12 protein-coding genes are annotated in these 17,493 nt (G+C 65.2%); 5 read left to right on the top strand and 7 right to left on the bottom strand.

Annotated features, from left to right (window positions below):
* Positions 1-9: 9 nt before the first annotated feature.
* The gene (locus LOY33_RS16420; protein WP_408980705.1) at positions 10-3,165 is read right to left on the bottom strand and encodes a 3-keto-5-aminohexanoate cleavage protein; all 3,156 of its coding nucleotides are present in this window, start codon (positions 3,163-3,165) and stop codon (positions 10-12) included.
* A 281-nt stretch (positions 3,166-3,446) separates the two neighbouring features.
* On the opposite strand from LOY33_RS16420, the gene LOY33_RS16415 reads away from it, so the two are divergent.
* Positions 3,447-4,328, top strand: coding sequence for a LysR substrate-binding domain-containing protein (locus tag LOY33_RS16415; RefSeq protein ID WP_058541275.1), 882 nt, complete (start codon positions 3,447-3,449; stop codon positions 4,326-4,328).
* A gap of 66 nt (positions 4,329-4,394) precedes the next feature.
* On the opposite strand, the gene LOY33_RS16410 is transcribed toward LOY33_RS16415, so the two are convergent.
* On the bottom strand, positions 4,395-5,231 hold the full coding sequence (locus LOY33_RS16410; RefSeq protein ID WP_043861160.1) for a bifunctional allantoicase/(S)-ureidoglycine aminohydrolase: 837 nt from the start codon (positions 5,229-5,231) through the stop codon (positions 4,395-4,397).
* A 364-nt stretch (positions 5,232-5,595) separates the two neighbouring features.
* Here LOY33_RS16410 and LOY33_RS16405 point away from each other — a divergent pair, with 364 nt between their 5' ends.
* The gene (locus LOY33_RS16405) at positions 5,596-7,752 is read left to right on the top strand and encodes a PQQ-dependent dehydrogenase, methanol/ethanol family (protein WP_258659404.1); all 2,157 of its coding nucleotides are present in this window, start codon (positions 5,596-5,598) and stop codon (positions 7,750-7,752) included.
* A gap of 17 nt (positions 7,753-7,769) precedes the next feature.
* Positions 7,770-9,203, top strand: a complete 1,434-nt coding sequence (gene aldA, locus LOY33_RS16400; RefSeq protein ID WP_258659403.1) for an aldehyde dehydrogenase — start codon at positions 7,770-7,772, stop codon at positions 9,201-9,203.
* Positions 9,204-9,304: 101 nt separating this feature from the next.
* Here aldA and LOY33_RS16395 read toward each other — a convergent pair whose 3' ends face one another.
* Entirely contained in the window at positions 9,305-11,200 is a 1,896-nt protein-coding gene (locus LOY33_RS16395) for a sigma-54-dependent Fis family transcriptional regulator (protein ID WP_258659402.1), read from the bottom strand.
* 136 nt (positions 11,201-11,336) lie between these two features.
* Positions 11,337-12,050, bottom strand: coding sequence for a LuxR family transcriptional regulator (locus tag LOY33_RS16390; protein ID WP_043861163.1), 714 nt, complete (start codon positions 12,048-12,050; stop codon positions 11,337-11,339).
* A gap of 222 nt (positions 12,051-12,272) precedes the next feature.
* Between LOY33_RS16390 and LOY33_RS16385 the strand changes: the two genes are divergently transcribed.
* Both LOY33_RS16385 and LOY33_RS16380 read left to right on the top strand, forming a co-directional pair.
* The gene (locus LOY33_RS16385) at positions 12,273-12,857 is read left to right on the top strand and encodes an acyl-homoserine-lactone synthase (RefSeq protein ID WP_043861164.1); all 585 of its coding nucleotides are present in this window, start codon (positions 12,273-12,275) and stop codon (positions 12,855-12,857) included.
* Positions 12,858-12,902: 45 nt separating this feature from the next.
* Entirely contained in the window at positions 12,903-13,589 is a 687-nt protein-coding gene (locus LOY33_RS16380) for a 1-acyl-sn-glycerol-3-phosphate acyltransferase (RefSeq protein ID WP_210015277.1), read from the top strand.
* Positions 13,590-13,654: 65 nt separating this feature from the next.
* Here LOY33_RS16380 and LOY33_RS16375 read toward each other — a convergent pair whose 3' ends face one another.
* Genes LOY33_RS16375 through glcF form a run of 3 tightly spaced genes read right to left on the bottom strand, consistent with a single transcriptional unit; the run spans position 13,655 to position 17,487 of the window.
* On the bottom strand, positions 13,655-15,832 hold the full coding sequence (locus tag LOY33_RS16375; RefSeq protein ID WP_116054914.1) for a malate synthase G: 2,178 nt from the start codon (positions 15,830-15,832) through the stop codon (positions 13,655-13,657).
* A gap of 16 nt (positions 15,833-15,848) precedes the next feature.
* On the bottom strand, positions 15,849-16,256 hold the full coding sequence (locus LOY33_RS16370) for a heme-binding protein (protein ID WP_043861167.1): 408 nt from the start codon (positions 16,254-16,256) through the stop codon (positions 15,849-15,851).
* A gap of 4 nt (positions 16,257-16,260) precedes the next feature.
* A complete protein-coding gene (glcF, locus tag LOY33_RS16365) occupies positions 16,261-17,487 on the bottom strand; it encodes a glycolate oxidase subunit GlcF (RefSeq protein WP_043861168.1) in 1,227 nt (408 codons plus the stop codon).
* Positions 17,488-17,493: the final 6 nt, after the last annotated feature.

Raw genomic sequence — 17,493 nt, 5'->3', positions numbered from 1 at the left:
GGCATCCCTTCAGTGACGGGTGGTCTGTTGAGTGGCGTAGAACTCGCGCATGAGCATGTCGGCGCGGATGTTCAACGGCGCCTCGAGGAACAGGTTCAACAGGTCGTGCAAGGTGGCCGGTGCACCCTCCAGATAACGTCGGATCGAGTGACCGTCATGGGCCCGTACCGGGTCGTGGCGCAGCACCACATCCTTGAGGCGCAGCAATTTGCGTCCCTTGCCTTCCTTGTAGAACGCCCAGCTGGCCTGATCGTAGCGGTGCTGTGCAGCCACGCCGCCGTGAAGCTGCGCGATGGTCGCGGTGTTGGCGCAGGCCTTGGCCGGGATGTAGTCGTGCGTGGTGGTACCGGCCAGGCTGCGTATATCGTTGTAGGCGGTGATATCGATGACCGGCGTGCCTTGTAGGGTGGTGTCGATGTCGGTGGCGGAGCCGAACGAAATGGCCACCGCACGGTTGAATATTTCCTCCTGTTCCAGAACGGAGTAGCCCAGGCGCTGCATGTCCTCGCGCATGGCATTGTCCAGTTGCTGCAATGTGGCGGCGCCAGAGCTGTGGGCACAGAAGTGCAGGCGCTGAAGGTCTTCGATGCCCTGGAAGGAAAGCCGGGTGGCGGGGCGTCCGGCGTGGTCCAGTGGCAACCCGTTGTCATCGCGGGCCACCAAGCCATCGGGGCAGAACCTGAGGGCGTTCGGTTGCGCAATGATGCGGGGCAGTATCACCTGCTCATAGATCAGGCGTGCCGAGTGGCTGACGACCTGGCTGTGCCACTGCGTGCCGAGGATGAACCGGTTGTGCAGCATGGCCGATTCGATGATCGGGTTGTCCTGGGCATCAAGGCCCGAATGCACAATGCCCAGCAGCGCCACCGACGATTGCCCGATGCCTTGCAGGAAACTCGAGAAGGTCGAAGCCAGGCCCTTGCCCAGGGCAATGCCTTGCGGGTAATTGGTGGTGGGTGTGCTGGGCAGTACGGCCCATTGGTAGTGGCGTATCGGGTTGGGCAGGGTAGTTGCGTGCACATCCTGCACGTCCTGCGCCTGCACGTGGTAAAGCCGCGTGCCGTGTGTCTTGCGTTCGGCAGACGAATCGCCGCGCAGGCGCGAGGTCAGTTGGTGAATGCCTTCGAACAGCAGGGCCATGGTCATGCTGTAGTCGGGGTCGGTGCGCAGTACGGTGTTGACCACCAGGGTTCTGCTGCTGTTGTAGCGACACGGTAGCGACGCCAGGTATTCAAGAAAGCGCAGGTCCTGGCCCTTGTACTGGTGCGGTACGATTCGATAGCTGTCGCGGGGTAACTGGTCCTGCGTCGCCAGGGTGTCCAGAGCCTGGTCCCAGGCAAGGTTCGTCACGCCGTGTTCGTCGTTCAATTCACGAATGAAGTTGAGCGCCTGCACGGCATACAGGCGCTTGCCGAACTGGTTCAGCGGCAGGCGGTAACGGTCACGCTCTTCGATGAAGTAGCGCACGTACAGGCCGCTGTCGAAAATGGTCTCGATCGCCACCTCGGCCAGGCGTTCTGCGCTGACGGGTGCCTGCCCGGCCAGGGTTTCGGCGAGGCGTGCCGATACATGTCCGATGAACGCCGCCTCACGTTCCAGGTAGCGCTGCTGCAGGGGTTGGAGCGCATCGAGCAGTGCCCGGGCGATGGGGCGTGGCGCCGTGGGGGGGCCTTCCAGTTCCAGGCTTTTCAGCGTTGCCGCTGCCTCGCGAAACAGTCTCACCTGGTCCAGCGGCATGTTCAGCCGGTCGCGGGTCTGCTCGGCGTCTTGCAGGCTCACGCCCAGTGCTTCGAGCCGCTTGCGCACGTAGCGCACCTGATCGGCGGTGGTGGCCTTGCGCGAGCCGCCGGGCGCCAGCGTATCCGGTACATGCAACGCATCTTCCAGGCCGACTCGTACACCGTCCAGGCGCAGGCTCAGCGCCACCTCCGCCAGTATCCTCAGCATCGGCCCGGGTGCCAGGATTGAAATGACCGCGTCGGGCACTTCACGGCGGATGCGTTGCACAAACGGCTGCAAGCGCGACGACGCCAGTTCGATGGCGTGCGCCAGAGACGCCGGGGTGTCCTGCTTGATCAGCCCATAGACTGCTTCCCGGTCGGCTACCGGAATCAGCGAATCGTCGCTGACACTGCCGTCTTCGGCTCGGCGGAACTGATCCACGCCGGCGACCAGCATGAACAGTATCGGGTTGCCTGCCTGGGACAGCCCGCGCAGGTTCGGGCCGAGTGCATTATCAAGTATCGAACTGTTGAACACTTCAACTTCCGGGCGAATGGCGCAGGTGTTCAAGTGTTCAAGTTGCTGTTCAAGAAACTGGGGTGAGTTTTCATAACCGCCACCGGCCTGGAATATAACCGGGCCGGGGCTGAATGAACTTACATCTGGCCCGCGTTTATTCAGGCCATAGTGATGCAAGTGCGCCCGGCGTATCGGGCTTTCGAAGTTGCGACCGCCGCGTACACTGGTCGAGAGGTTGATGATGGCCGAAGGAATACGTTGATGCAGTGCCGGTACTATCTGGTTGTACTGGTCGACATCGATATGGTTTTGCTGGGCCCCCAGGGAGATGGTCTGCGTGTTGCCGGGGATCGACAGGGTGAGGCTGTCGGACAGGTCGCGGGTGTGCAGGTGGAGGATCGCCGCGCCTTCGGCGGCGGCGTGCACGCTGGCTTCGATAATGGCGTCCGGGGTAATGGGAAGGTACGGTGACGCGGCCCGCATGGGGTTCCAGTAACCGGCTGCGCAGACCTCCCAGCCCTGTGAAATCAAGGTTTCATAGGCTGCGGGGGAGTCGCTGCGCAGCGCTTCGACCAGGCTTGGCGGCAGGTAGCCCTGGTGCAGGGGATCATGCTGAACCAGCGCGCCGTCGTTATCCAGCTGCCAGCCGCTGCCGGTCAGAGTGAACACGATGTCCTGCTGGGTCTTCCTTGATTCGAGCCATTCGAGGGTTGTTGCACTGACAGCCACAAGCGCCCGGGTACCGGCGCCGGGGTTGACGCGGGTGCGCAGGCCGCCCGCCGCAACGCGTTTCCAACCTGCATTCAACAATACACTTTCAAGTGAGTCGTCCTGGGCGGCGAGTTCCGAGTTATCGAGAAACTTCGGCTCTTTCGGTGAGACGAAACGAGACACTGCACCCACCGGTGCGGCGGTGATAAACATGCGGGTCGACATAAACACTCCGTGTTCAACAGGTTCAATGTGCGTTGGGCCCTCCACGCACATGAATTAGATCCCACTGGCGCGCACTGCGTAACTACCTGATCGGGTAGTAATCGGTTTAACGTTTGGATGTATTTAAACTATTCAATCAACAGTTGGTTCTATCGACGATAGACGGCCACTTCGCCGACAGGGCCGGTGCCTGCGGGTTCATGTCACTGGTTGCCGCGCCGGGGGGCGCATGGTAGAACCCTTGCACCATTCATGAATCGAATCTACGCATGACCCTCAGTCTGAAACCGAATAGGTCTCTGTTCGACCTCGACCTGCTGCGCGCCATCGTGGTGGTGGCCGACTGCGGCAGTTTCACCACAGCGGCCACGCGCCTGCATTCCACCCAGTCGACCATCAGCCAGAAGGTCCGGCGCCTCGAGGAGATGGTCGGTCACCGCCTGCTCGAGCGCGGCAATCGCGAGGTGCTGCCCACCGACGCCGGCCAGACCCTGCTCGGCTATGCCCGCCACATGCTCGCCCTCAACGACCAGATGCTCGAAGCCCTGGCCGGCGCCACGGTCGGCGTGACCCTGCGCCTGGGCGTCCCGGAAGACTTCGTTGGCGGGCGCACCACCAACGCGCTGTCGGCGTTCAACCGCAAGCACCCGCAGGTCAAGCTCGAAGTCACCAGCGGCCTGTGTCGCGACCTCAGCCAGAGCTACGACAACGGCGAGCTCGACCTGGTGCTGCTCAAGCAGCGGCGCAACGGTCGCGAAGGGGTGGCCAGCTGGCCGGAGCAATTGCGCTGGATCGACAGCGCGCACAACCCGGCCCTGGCGCTGGACCCGATCCCGCTGGTGACCTTTCCGCCACGCGGGCTGTACCGCGACGAAATCATCAGCGCAGTGGAGAGCCTGGGCCGGCGCTGGCGCATCGCGTTCACCAGCTCCAGCCTCAGCGGCATTCAGGCCGCCGTGGCCGACGGCATGGGCATCAGCCTGCTGCCGCCACGCGCCGTCACCGCCGAGCACCGGGTGCTCGGCGAGGCGGATGGCCTGCCGGTGATCGACAGCTACGAGATTCTGATTCTGCATCGCCAGACGGCCGACCCGATGGTACGAGCGCTGGCGGGCGTGTTGACCGGCCTGCTCGAAGCACAGGCGGTGTGAGCCTGCGGGTCACTTCCCCACAAAAAAGCCCGCCAGTCACGGCGGGCTTTCTGCATCGCTACCTGCTTAACGCTTTGGGTTCAGCGTCAGGTTCACGTTGCGGTTCACATCCTTGTACAGCAGGTAGCGGAACGGGCCAGGGCCACCCGAGTAGCAGGCCTGCGGGCAGAAGGCGCGCAGCCACATGAAGTCGCCGGCTTCCACTTCGACCCAGTCCTGGTTCAGGCGGTACACCGCCTTGCCTTCCAGCACGTACAGGCCGTGCTCCATCACGTGGGTTTCCGCGAACGGGATGGTGCCGCCCGGCTGGAAGGTCACGATGTTGACGTGCATGTCGTGGCGCATGTCGGCCATGTCGACGAAGCGGGTGGTGACCCAGGCGCCATCGGTGCCCGGCATCGGGATCGGGGTAACGTCCTGTTCGTTGGTGACGAACGCTTCCGGGTGCGCCAGGCCTTCGACTTCCTGGTAGTGCTTGCGGATCCAGTGGAAGGTCACGTTGGCCGCGCTGTTGTTGCGCAGGCTCCAGTCGGCGCCCGGCGGAATGAACGCGTAGCCGCCTGGCTTGAGGGTGTACGGCTTGCCTTGCAGGGTGATGTCGACTTCACCTTCGACCACGAACAGAACCGCCTCGGCGTTCTTGTCCTGCTCCGGGCGCTCGCTGCCGCCTTCAGGGGCAACTTCGACGATGTACTGCGAGAAGGTTTCGGCGAAACCCGACAGCGGGCGGGCGATGACCCACATGCGCATCTTGTCCCAGAAGGGCAGGTGGCTGGTGACGATGTCACGCATCACGCCCTTGGGGATCACCGCGTAGGCTTCGGTGAACATGGCACGGTCTGTCAGCAGCTCGGTCTGAGCCGGGTGCCCGCCGTGGGGGGCGAAGTAAGTGGTTCTGGACATGGACAGTCTCGATGTTTGTTGTTGTGTCCCCCGGGCCAGCCTGCGGCGGGCGGCCCCGTTCAGGGATTGCACCGCTACGTTATGACCATCTTTAGCTATCCACAAATTAAATGTTGAAATCCCTGCCATTCGATTTGTGAATGTGGCGTGCGCCGGGCCAGCACTGCGCTACAGGTGTGCGCCTTGTGTAGCGGGTGATGCAACACCTGTAGCGTTGATTGCAGCGCGGGCGGCATCGGTGCGGCGCGCGCAAAGCCGCGTGCCAGAGCGGTTGTGGCGGTTCATGTCACAGCTGGCATGGCGGTTGCGATGAGCTGATGGCGCAGCGCGAAGACTGCGCCACTAATAAGAACAGGACACTCCCATGAGACAGACTGGCCTCGCCTCGCTTCCCCTCAAATCCCTTGCCGTTGCCGTGCTGCTGAGCCTGGCGGGTACACCGGCGCTGGCTGCGGACATCCCGGCCAACGTCGATGGCGCGCGCATCATCGCCGCCGACAAGGAGCCCGGTAACTGGATGAGCACCGGGCGCACCTACGACGAACAGCGCTACAGCCCGCTCAAGCAGATCAGCGACCAGAACGTCGGCCAGCTGGGCCTGGCCTGGAGCTACAAGCTGGACCTGGACCGTGGCGTGGAAGCCACCCCCATCGTGGTCGACGGGGTGATGTACACCACCGGGCCGTTCTCGGTGGTGTACGCGCTGGATGCGCGCGACGGCACGCTGATCTGGAAGTACGACCCGCAATCGGACCGCCACCGCGCCGGCGAAGCCTGTTGCGACGCGGTCAACCGTGGCGTGGCGGTGTGGAAGGGCAAGGTCTACGTGGGCGTGCTCGACGGGCGCCTGGAGGCCATCGACGCCAAGACCGGCCAGCGCGCCTGGTCGGTCGACACCCGCGCCGACCACAAGCGCAGCTACACCATCACCGGCGCCCCTCGGGTGGTCAACGGCAAGGTGGTGATCGGCAACGGCGGCGCCGAGTTCGGCGTGCGGGGCTATGTCACCGCCTACGACGCCGAAACCGGCAAGGAGGCGTGGCGCTTCTACACCGTGCCGGGCGACCCCAAGCTGCCGCCCGAGGGCAAGGGCATGGAGATCGCCGCCAAGACCTGGTTCGGCGATGCCTATGTGGAGCAGGGCGGTGGCGGCACCGCCTGGGACTCGTTCGCCTACGACCCGGAGCTGAACCTGCTGTACATCGGCGTGGGCAACGGCTCGCTGTGGGACCCCAAATGGCGTAGCCAGGCCAAGGGCGACAACCTGTTCCTGTCGTCCATCGTGGCGGTCAATGCCGACACCGGCGAATACGTGTGGCACTACCAGACCACCCCGGGCGATGCCTGGGACTACACCGCCACCCAGCACATGATCCTGGCCGAGCTGCCCATCGACGGCAAGCCGCGCAAGGTGCTGATGCAGGCGCCGAAAAACGGCTTCTTCTATGTGATCGACCGCGCCACCGGCGAGCTGCTGTCGGCCAAGGGCATCGTGCCGCAGAGCTGGACCAAGGGCATGGACATGAAGACCGGGCGGCCGATCCTGGACGAAGAGAACGCCGCCTACTGGAAGAACGGCAAGCGCAACCTGGTGACCCCGGCGTTCTGGGGTGCGCATGACTGGCAGCCGATGTCGTACAACCCCGACACCGGGCTGGTGTACATCCCGGCGCACATCATGTCGGCCTACTACGAGCACATCCCCGAGGCGCCCAAGCGCAACCCGTTCAAGAGCATGTACCAGCTGGGCCTGCGCACCGGGATGATGCCCGAAGGCGCCGAAGGCCTGCTGGAGATGGCCAAGAGCTGGTCGGGCAAGCTGATCGCCTGGGACCCGGTCAAGCAGCAGGCCGCCTGGGAAGTGCCCTACGTGACCATCTTCAACGGCGGCACCTTGAGTACCGCGGGCAACCTGGTGTTCGAGGGCAGCGCCGACGGGCGGGTGATCGCCTATGCCGCCGACACCGGCGAAAAACTCTGGGAGCAACCGGCTGCAAGCGGCGTGATGGCCGCGCCCGTCACCTACAGCGTGGATGGCGAGCAGTACGTGACATTCATGGCCGGCTGGGGCGGTGCGTTCTCCACCTTTGCCGGGGCCCTGTCGCTGCGGGCCGGCGTGCAGCCGTACGCCCAGGTGCTGACCTACAAGCTGGGCGGCACCGCCAAGCTGCAAGAGCCGGCGCCACGCCCGGACACCCCCAAACCACCCGCGTTGAGCAACGACACCGCTTCGATCGAGGCGGGCGCCAAGCTGTACGACGGTTACTGCTCGCAGTGCCACGGTATCCACGCGGTCAGCGGCGGCGTGCTGCCCGACCTGCGCAAGCTCACCCCGGAAAAGCACCAGATGTTCCTCGGCATCCTCTTCGGTGGCCGCGTGCCGGATGGCATGCCGTCGTTCGCCGACGCCTTCACCCCCGAGCAGGTCGACCAGATCCACCAGTACCTGATCAAGCGCGCCCACGACCTTCATCAGGAAGGCGATACCTGGAAGCAGTTCAGCGCCAAGTCATCCCATTGAAAAGGAGCCATTGACCCATGAGTGACGTCATCTACCAGACCTACATCGCCAATGCGTTCGTTGACAGCGACGCGCAGATCGAGGTGCACAACCCGGCCAATGGACAACTGCTGGGGCGCGTACCCCAGGCCAGTGACGCGCAGGTGGAGCAGGCCATTGCCGCCGCGCGCAAGGCCCAGAAGAGCTGGGCCACGCGCCCGGCCATCGAGCGCGCCGGCTACCTGCGCAAGATCGCCAGCAAGGTGCGCGACAACGCCGAGCGCCTGGCGCGCATCATCACCGCCGAGCAGGGCAAGGTGCTCGGCCTGGCCCTGGTCGAAGTCAACTTCACCGCCGACTACCTGGACTACATGGCCGAGTGGGCGCGACGCCTGGAAGGCGAGGTGCTCACCAGCGACCGCGCCGGTGAAAGCATCTTTCTGCTGCGCAAGCCGCTGGGCGTGGTGGCCGGGATTCTGCCGTGGAACTTCCCGTTCTTTCTGATCGCCCGCAAGATGGCGCCGGCCCTGCTCACGGGCAACACCATCGTGATCAAGCCCAGCGAGGAAACACCGATCAACTGCTTCGAGTTCGCCCGCCTGGTGGCCGAGACCGACCTGCCCAGCGGCGTGTTCAACGTGGTGTGCGGTACCGGGGCGACCGTGGGCCAGCGCCTGACCAGCCACGCCGGCATCGACCTGATCAGCTTCACCGGCAGCGTGGGCACTGGCTCGCGGATCATGGCCGCGGCGGCACCGAACATCACCAAGCTCAACCTGGAGCTGGGCGGCAAGGCGCCGGCCATCGTGCTGGCTGATGCGGACCTGGAGCTGGCGGTCAAGTCGATCACCGCGTCGCGGGTGATCAACACCGGGCAGGTGTGCAACTGCGCCGAGCGGGTGTACGTGCAGCGCGAGGTGGCGGATGAGTTCACCGACAAACTGGCCAGCGCCATGGCCGCCACCCGTTATGGTGACCCGCTGGCCGAGGCGGACCTGGACATGGGCCCGCTGATCAACCAGGCCGCCCTGGACAAGGTCGGGCAGATGGTGCGCACCGCCACCGGGCAGGGCGCGCAGCTGGTGACCGGGGGCGCGGTGGCCGATCGCGGGCAGGGCTTCCACTACCAGCCGACGGTGCTGGCCGGCTGCTCGGCCGACATGGAGATCATGCGCAAGGAGATCTTCGGGCCGGTGTTGCCGATCCAGATCGTGGAGAGTCTGGACGAGGCGATTGCGCTGGCCAACGACAGTGAATACGGGCTGACCTCATCGCTGTACACGCGCAGCCTGAGTGCAGCGATGCATGCCAGCAACGCGCTGGATTTCGGCGAGACCTACATCAACCGCGAGAACTTCGAAGCCATGCAGGGCTTCCATGCCGGCACGCGCAAGTCGGGGATCGGTGGGGCCGATGGCAAGCATGGGTTGTATGAGTACACGCATACCCATGTGGTCTACATCCAGATCTGAGGCCCAGGTAGCCTGTTAGGGCCTCATCGCGGGTCAAGCCCGCTCCCACAGCCTGTGGGAGCGGGCTCGACCCGCGATGGGTTGCACAGCAACCCCTGCCATCACAACCGATCATTGGGCTGCACCACCCCGTACTTCTTCATCTGCCGATACAGCGTCGAGCGCGCCACCCCCAGTTCAGCCGCCACCGCACTGATGTTCCAGCGATGGCGCCGCAACCTTTGCAGCAACTCGCTGGCCGAGTCCTGGCTGTCGATGCGCAGCGGCTCGTCGCGCACCACCTGCACCACCTCCGCCGGCAGGCAATCCACGTCGATCACCCCGTCCTCGGCCAACGCCACCGCGTAGCGCAACGCATTGAGCAACTGACGAATGTTGCCCGGCCACGCATGGGCATGCAGGCACTGGCGGGCCTGTTCGGTCAGCCGCACGCCGCTGCTCTGCGCCGCCAGTAACTGCTCGATCAACGCGCCCCGGTCACTGCGTTCGCGCAAGGCCGGCAACGCCAGGCTCATGCCGCCCAGGCGGTAGTAGAGGTCCTCGCGAAAGCGCTTGTCGCCAATCATCCCGTGCAGGTCCTGGTGGGTCGCCGACACCACCTGCACGTCCAGCGCCACCGGCGCCTGGGCGCCGATCGGGAAGATCTCGCGCTCGGCCAGCACCCGCAGCAAACGGGTTTGCAGGTGCGCCGGCATGTCGCCGATCTCGTCCAGAAACAGCGTGCCGCCGGCGGCCAGTTCCAGCTTGCCCTTCATGCCCTTCTTGTCGGCCCCGGTGAAGCTGCCGCCGCGGTAGCCGAACAGCTCGCTCTCGATCAGCGTCTCGGGAATCGCCGCGCAATTGAGCGCGATGAACGGCCCGGCGCGCCGCGCACTGGCCTGGTGGATGGCGCGGGCGAATGCCTCCTTGCCGGTGCCGGTCTCGCCGGTGATCAGTATCGGCAGGTCCTTGTCGAGCACCTTGCGCACCCGCTGCACCGCCTGTTGCAGGCGCGCATCGCCGCCGGCCAGCTGCTGCAGGTCGGGGTGGCTGCTGCGCACCGGCGGTCTGGCCGGGGCAGGGCGGTGGCGCTGCGACGGTATGCGCAGGCCCACATCCAGCAAGGCGTCGTCCTGCTGCCCGCGCAGGCGCACGCCGCGTGCACCGCCCTGGGTCAGGTGCAGCAGTTCATCCATCGAGGTTGGCAGCAGGCTGTCGATGCGCGCACCCAGCAGCGGCGCCGCATCGCGCTGGTGGGCAACGAAGGTGGCGCGGTTGGCGCCGATGATGCGGCCGTTGTCGTCCAGCGCCAGCAACTGCTCGTTGGCCAGGTCGGCTATGTCGTCGATGGGCTTGAGCGACAGGGTTAGGCGGTCGCGGTAGCACTCGCGAAAGTGCGCGTTCTCGATCAGCCGCGCATACAGGATCACCAGTTGCAGGGTCAGGTACTGCGCCTCCTTGGGCCCGTTGCTGTTCAGGCAAGTGGCGTTCAGGCAGCCGCGCAGCAGGCCCTGGGCGTCGAAGATCGGCGCCACCGAGCAGCTCAGGCGAAAGTTGGAGGCCAGAAAGTGCTCTTCGCGGTGGATGATCAGCGGCTGCGCGGCGGCCAGGGTGGTGCCGATGCCGTTGGTGCCGGCAATCGACTCGTCCCAGCGCGCGCCCACCACCAGCCCGGCCTGGGTATAGATGTGGCTGGCTTCGGGCAGGCGGGTGTCGAGGGTGATGCCGTGTTCGTCGCTGAGCAGCACCGCGAACCCGGCCGGCACCACGCGCCTGGCCAGGCCGCTGACGCCCTGGCTGGCGATGGCCAGGTATTGCTGGTGCTGCTGTTGATGCTGGCGGATGGCGTCGGCGCCCAGCACATGGGTACGCCCGGCGGCGCCGGGGTCGAGGCGATGCTCGACCACGCTGCGGTACCAGGACTGCGCAATGACAGGGTCGGGGCGGATGCCGCGCTCGGGGAAGTGATCGTCGACGAAGGCCGCGAGATCGCTCGGGCTGGTCTGGGTATGCTGCATGCTGGGCTCCCGTCGACCGTGGCGCGCGCAGGGGCGGCTCACCGTCATCTTGTTGTCTCGGGCCAGGGGCGGGCACCGATCTGTGCCTACCTTAGTCGCTGTGTCGGGAATTTTCAGCTATTGATGCAGCCCTGGCCTAGAAAAGCATCCCCAGCAGAATCGCCTTCACCGTCGCCTCGGCCTTGTTGCTGGCCTGCAGCTTGCGCATGGCGTTGACCAGGTGGAACTTCACCGTGCGGCTGTCGATGGTGAGGATGATGCTGATCTCGCTGTAGGTCTTGCCCACGGCGGTCCATTTGAGCACTTCTTTCTCCCGTGCGGTCAGGGCCTTCTGGGCCTCGGGCAGGTGGGTCTGGGCAAAGAAGCCGGTCATGGCACTGTGCGCCAGTTGCGACAGCCAGATGAGCTTGGCTTCCTTGGCGTCCAGTTCCAGTGTGGAGATCGGGTCATCCGGGCGGGACAGGGACAGCAGGCCGATGGTGCCGTAGTCGCCCTGCACCGACAGGCACCAGCCGTGGTCCAGGCTGTAGTGCCGCGCCTCTTCCCAGAATGCCTGCTGGTGCTGCTGTTGCGCGGCGGCCCACTGCAGGGGCGTGGTGCGGGTCAGCCCGTGGGCCACCGTCGGGTCGCAGGAAAAATAGTCCTCGGCCACGTACCTGGCTTCCCAGGCGCTGGGGTAGTTGGAGCGCAGGATGAACTGCGGGGCGGCGATCGGCAGCGGATTCTTCAGCCCATAGGAACAGAACTCGAAGTCCAGCTCGCGGGTAAGTCGGGTCAGCTCGCTGAACAGCTCGCCTTCGTTGCGGCACCCCGTCACCACGGCAATGAAGTGCTCGCGCCAGTCATTCACGCAATGTGCCTTTCATGGGTGGAATGTGCTCGGCCAATGGAGAGTGCAAACAGGCCCGAATTATACCGTACGGTACAGTTTTCGCGGAAAACTTCTGTAGCAAATGGCCATCAGTGCGCTGGCATTTCAGGTTTTTCCTACGAATAAACCTGCCCTTTCGGGCAGCTATATAGGCTCCGGAGGGTTTGTTGTACTCCCAGCTCTTTGAGTTGGGGCGTTTTCATGTTCACTGCTGTAACCGGGACAATCAAAGACTTTCCGCGCACCATGGCGAGCGCACTGGCCGAGTACCGCTACCAGGTGTTTGTAAGGGAGCTGGGCTGGCCATTGCAGTGTCCCGAGGGTCAGGAGTGGGATGAGTTCGACCGCCCCGATACGCTGTATGTGCTGGCATGCGACAAGCAACAGAATATTTTCGGTTGTGCCCGCCTGATCCCCACCCATCGCCCGTACCTGCTGGCAGAAGTGTTTCCGCACCTGGTTGGCGATGCGCCGCTCCCCTATCAGCAGGACATATGGGAGCTCTCGCGCTTCGCCATGAGTTCGCCCAAAGGCCAATACCTGTCGGCTGAACAGGCTTGGCAGAATACCGTGGCGATGGTCGGCAAGGTGATCGATGTGGCCCGTGCCCAGGGGGCGCGCAGGCTGATTGCCTTTACTGCAATGGGTAACGAGCGGTTGCTCAAGCGCATGGGCGTGACCACGCGAAGAATCGCGCGTCCGCAGATGATTGACGACAAGCCGGTGCTGGCCTTCTGGATCGAAATCGATGACCAGACGACCCGCGCACTGCAACTGGCAGCGTGACGGGTGAACATGTCGAGGGAAGGTGGTAAAGCAATGATTGCGTGTGTGCGTTGGCTGTTGGTCGTGCTGTTCGTGGTGGTGACGTTTCCGTTCCTGTGCCTGGTGCTGTTGCTCAACCCGCGCAAGCAGGACAACCTCTACCTGGCCTGCAAGGTCTACAGGGCCATCAACTGGATCTTTGGCGTGCGCGTCGAGGTTGGTGGTTTCGACGCCATCGCGCCCGACCGCTCCTACATCTATGTGGCCAACCACCAGAGCAACCACGATGCATTTGTCGTGGCCCAGGCGCTGCGCCCAGGCACGGTGATCGTGGGCAAGCAGTCGTTGCGCTGGCTGCCGTTGGCCGGGCAGCTGTACTGGCTGACCGGCAGCCTGTTCATCGACCGCAGCAACCCGCGCGCGTCGATCACCAGCCTGCGGCGCATCGCCACCCGCGTGGCCGACAGCAAGACATCGCTCTGGATCTTCCCCGAGGGCACGCGCAACACAGGGCAGGGCGTGCTGCCGTTCAAGACCGGTGCATTTCGCATCGCCAAGGAAATGGGCATCGGCATCATCCCCGTGACCATCAGCCCGGCGGTGCGCCGGATCCGCCACAACGCCCTGGGCTGCACCGATGTGAGTATCGTGGCGCACCGGCCCATCGAGGCCGACCTGGTGGCCAGCATGGATGCCAAGCAGCTGGCGTCGTATACGCGGGAAGTGGTCAACAATGGGTTGCCCATCGTGTAGTTGCCGGGGCCTTCGCCCGCAAGGCTGGTTCCTGCAGGAGCCAGCCTTGCGGGCGAAGAGGCCCGTCAGTTCGCCGCCTTGAACCTCAAGCGCCACGCATGCAGCAGCGGCTCGGTATACCCGCTCGGCTGCTCACGCCCCTTGAACACCAGGTCGCTGGCGGCCTGGAACGCCATCGAGGTGGCGAAGTCCGGCGCCATCGGGCGGTATGCCGCATCCCCGGCATTCTGCCGGTCGACCACCACCGCCATGCGTTCGAGCACCTCGCGTACCTTGGCCTCACTCACCGTGCCATGCAGCAGCCAGTTGGCAATGTGCTGGCTGGATATACGCAAGGTCGCACGGTCTTCCATCAGGCCGACGTTGTGGATGTCCGGCACCTTGGAGCACCCGACTCCTTGCTCCACCCAGCGCACCACGTAACCGAGAATGCCCTGGCAGTTGTTCTCCAGCTCCTGCAGTTTTTCCGCATCGCTCCAGTTCGGACGCGGCGATACCGGAATGGTCAGCAGGTCGTTGAGCAGGCTGTCACGCTCGCCGGCCAGGTCGATGCGCTGCAATTCGCTCTGCACCCCCTGCACGTCCACCTGGTGATAGTGCAGCGCATGCAGCGTGGCGGCCGTGGGCGAGGGCACCCATGCGGTGGTGGCACCGGCCTTGGGGTGGCCGATCTTCTGCACCAGCATGTCGGCCATCAGGTCGGGCATGGCCCACATGCCCTTGCCGATCTGCGCGCGCCCCTTGAGCCCGCAGGCCAGCCCCACCAGCACGTTGTTGCGCTCGTAGGCGGTGATCCACGGCGTGGACTTCATGTCGCCCTTGCGCAGCATCGGGCCGGCTTCCATGGCGCTGTGCATCTCGTCGCCGGTACGGTCGAGAAAGCCCGTGTTGATGAACACCACCCGCTCGTGCGCTGCGCCGATGCACGCCTTGAGGTTTACCGAGGTGCGCCGCTCCTCGTCCATGATGCCCATCTTCAGGGTGTTGCGCGGCAGCGCCAGCAGGTCTTCGACACGCCCGAACAGTTCGGCGGCAAACGCCACTTCGGCAGGGCCGTGCATCTTCGGCTTGACGATGTACACGCTGCCGCTGCGCGAGTTGCCGCGCCGCTGCAGGTCGTGGATGGCGATCAGGCCGGTGAGCACCGCGTCCATGATGCCCTCGGGAATCTCGGCGCCATCGCCATCGAGAATTGCCGGGTTGGTCATCAGGTGGCCGACGTTGCGCACGAACAGCAGCGAACGGCCATGCAGGGTCAGTGTTGCGCCATCGGCTGCGGTGTAGACGCGGTCCGGGTTGAGGCGGCGCACGCGGGTCTTGCCGCCCTTGCTGATCGCTTCGCTCAGGTCGCCTTTCATCAGGCCCAGCAGGTTGCGGTAGATCAGGGTCTTGTCTTCGGCATCCACCGCGGCCACCGAGTCCTCGCAGTCGAGGATGGTGCTCAGGGCGGCTTCGACCAGCACGTCCTTGACCCCGGCCGCATCGGTCTGGCCGATGGCGCTGGTGGGGTCGATCTGGATTTCCAGGTGCAGGCCGTTGTTCTTCAGCAGCACCGCGTTCGGCTGGGCGGCATCGCCCTGGAAACCGACGAACTTGGCGGGGTCTTTGAGTGTGGTGGTCATGCCGCTGATGAGCTCGACGCGCAGTTGCCCGTCCTCGATGCGGTAGGCCTTGGCCTCGGCGTGCGAGCCGCCGGCCAGCGGTGCAGCCTGGTCCAGGGCCTTGCGTGCAAAGGCGATGACCTTCTGGCCACGGCGCGGGTTGTAGCCCTCGCCAGCCTCGGCGCCGTCGGCGTCGCTGATCGCATCGGTGCCATACAGCGCGTCATACAGCGAGCCCCAGCGTGCGTTTGCGGCGTTGAGCGCATAGCGCGCGTTCATCACCGGCACCACCAACTGCGGGCCGGCCTGTTCGCACAGCTCGCTGTCGACGTTGGAGGTGCTCACCGCCACCTGTTCAGGCACCGGCACCAGGTAGCCGATCTCGCTCAGGAAGGCGCGGTAGGCCGGCATGTCGGCCACCGGGCCCGGGTGGGCGCGGTGCCAGGTGTCCAGCGCGGCCTGCAGGCGGTCGCGTTCGGCGAGCAGGGCGCGGTTCTTCGGCGCCAGGTCGTGCACCAGGGCGTCGAAGCCTTGCCAGAAGTTGGCCTCCGGCACACCGGTGCCGGGCAGGGCCTCGGTTTCGATGAAGTGCTGCAGGGCGCTCGCGACCTGCAGGCGTTGACGCTGAATACGGTCGTTCATGTTCGGTTGCTCCTGATCAGTCTTTAACGGCGGCAACGCCGGCCTTGGCCACCTGGGCGTCCTGTTCGGACTTGACCCCCGACACACCCACCGCGCCGACCACCTGGCCGTCGACGATCACCGGCACGCCGCCTTCGAGCGTGCCGCTGATCACCGGCACCGACAGGAACGCCGTGCGCCCGCCATTGATCATGTCTTCGTACAGCTTGGTTTCACGTCGGCCCAGCGCCGCGCTGCGGGCCTTTTCGGTGGCGATGTAGGCACTCACCGGCGCGCAGCCGTCCAGGCGCTCGAAGCCCAGCGGGTGGCCGCCGTCGTCGACCACGGCAATGCTCACGGCCCACTGGTTGGCCTGGGCCTCGGCACGGGCGGCGGCGAGAATCTGCTGCACGTCGCTCAGGGTCATTACGGGTTTGCTTTGCATGAAATCAGGCTCCTGGGTTGAGGGCTTGGTCAACGAGTTCGATCCAGTGCCGCACGGGGGTTCGCCCGGCACCGTCGAGGTGGGTCTGGCAGCCGATGTTGGCCGTGGCGATCACGTCGGGGTGGCCACTTTCCAGCGCATCGAGCTTGTTGTCGCGCAGTTGCCTGGACAGCACCGGCTGGGTCAGCGAATAGGTGCCGGCCGAACCGCAGCACAGGTGGCTGTCGGGTACCTCGGTAAGGTTGAAGCCCAGGCGTTTGAGTACGGCTTCAACTGCGCCGCCAAGTTTTTGTGCGTGCTGCAGGGTACACGGGCAGTGGAAGGCCAGGGTCTGGTCGCAGCAGGCCTCGAAGCGCTCCAGCGGTTCGGCGCGGATCACTTCGACGATGTCCCGCGCCAGGGCGCTGATGCGCTCGGCCTTGGCCGCGTAGGCCGGGTCGTCGCGCAGCAGGTAGGCGTATTCCTTGACGAAGGCGCCGCAGCCGCTGGCGGTCTGCACGATGGCTTCGGCGCCGGCCTCCACGGCTGGCCACCAGGCGTCGATATTGCGCCGCGCACGTTCAAGCCCGGTGTCCTGCGCGTTGAGGTGATAGTCCACCGCGCCGCAGCAGCCGGCCTGGGCAATCGGCGTGATGCTGATGCCCAGGCGGTCGAGCACGCGCGCGGTGGCGGCGTTGGTGTTGGGCGACAGGCTGCGCTGCACGCAGCCTTCGAGCATCAGCACGCGCCGTGCATGGGTGGCCTGGGGGCGTTGCCGGGCCGGTGCCACGCTGCGTGGCAGGTGGGTCCTGAATGCCTCGGGCAGCACTGGGCGCAGCAGCTCGCCGGTACTCACCAGCGCCTGGAACAGGGCCGGGCGGGGCACCACGGCGCGCAGGCCGCTGCGCAGCAGGCGCTGGCCCAGCGGGCGGGGTACACGGGCCTCGATGGCGTCGCGACCGATGTCCAGCAGCTTGTGGTACTCCACCCCCGACGGGCAGGTGGTTTCGCAGTTGCGGCAGGTCAGGCAGCGGTCCAGGTGCTGCTGGGTCTTCTCGCTGACGGTGTCCTGCTCGAGGAATTGCTTGATCAGGTAGATGCGCCCGCGCGGGCCGTCCAGCTCGTCGCCCAGTTCCTGGTAGGTGGGGCAGGTGGCATTGCAGAAGCCGCAGTGCACGCAACTGCGCAGGATGCGTTCGGCTTCGTCGGCGTGGGGCAGGCGCTTGGCCGCTTCGCTCAGGTTGGTCTGCATGGTGGC

Origin of the sequence: Pseudomonas sp. B21-036, assembly GCF_024748925.1 — a bacterium.
Classification (GTDB): Bacteria; Pseudomonadota; Gammaproteobacteria; order Pseudomonadales; family Pseudomonadaceae; genus Aquipseudomonas; species Aquipseudomonas palmensis.
This window is presented reverse-complemented; position numbering and strand designations above follow the sequence as displayed.

Bases quoted from the DNA above. Each gene is read 5' to 3' on its own strand.
- LOY33_RS16420 (WP_408980705.1), bottom strand. From the start codon at position 3,165: ATGTTTATCACCGCCGCACCGGTGGGTGCAGTGTCTCGTTTCGTCTCA.
- LOY33_RS16415 (WP_058541275.1), top strand. From the start codon at position 3,447: ATGACCCTCAGTCTGAAACCGAATAGGTCTCTGTTCGACCTCGACCTG.
- LOY33_RS16410 (WP_043861160.1), bottom strand. From the start codon at position 5,231: ATGTCCAGAACCACTTACTTCGCCCCCCACGGCGGGCACCCGGCTCAG.
- LOY33_RS16405 (WP_258659404.1), top strand. From the start codon at position 5,596: ATGAGACAGACTGGCCTCGCCTCGCTTCCCCTCAAATCCCTTGCCGTT.
- aldA (WP_258659403.1), top strand. From the start codon at position 7,770: ATGAGTGACGTCATCTACCAGACCTACATCGCCAATGCGTTCGTTGAC.
- LOY33_RS16395 (WP_258659402.1), bottom strand. From the start codon at position 11,200: ATGCAGCATACCCAGACCAGCCCGAGCGATCTCGCGGCCTTCGTCGAC.
- LOY33_RS16385 (WP_043861164.1), top strand. From the start codon at position 12,273: ATGTTCACTGCTGTAACCGGGACAATCAAAGACTTTCCGCGCACCATG.
- LOY33_RS16375 (WP_116054914.1), bottom strand. From the start codon at position 15,832: ATGAACGACCGTATTCAGCGTCAACGCCTGCAGGTCGCGAGCGCCCTG.
- LOY33_RS16370 (WP_043861167.1), bottom strand. From the start codon at position 16,256: ATGCAAAGCAAACCCGTAATGACCCTGAGCGACGTGCAGCAGATTCTC.
- glcF (WP_043861168.1), bottom strand. From the start codon at position 17,487: ATGCAGACCAACCTGAGCGAAGCGGCCAAGCGCCTGCCCCACGCCGAC.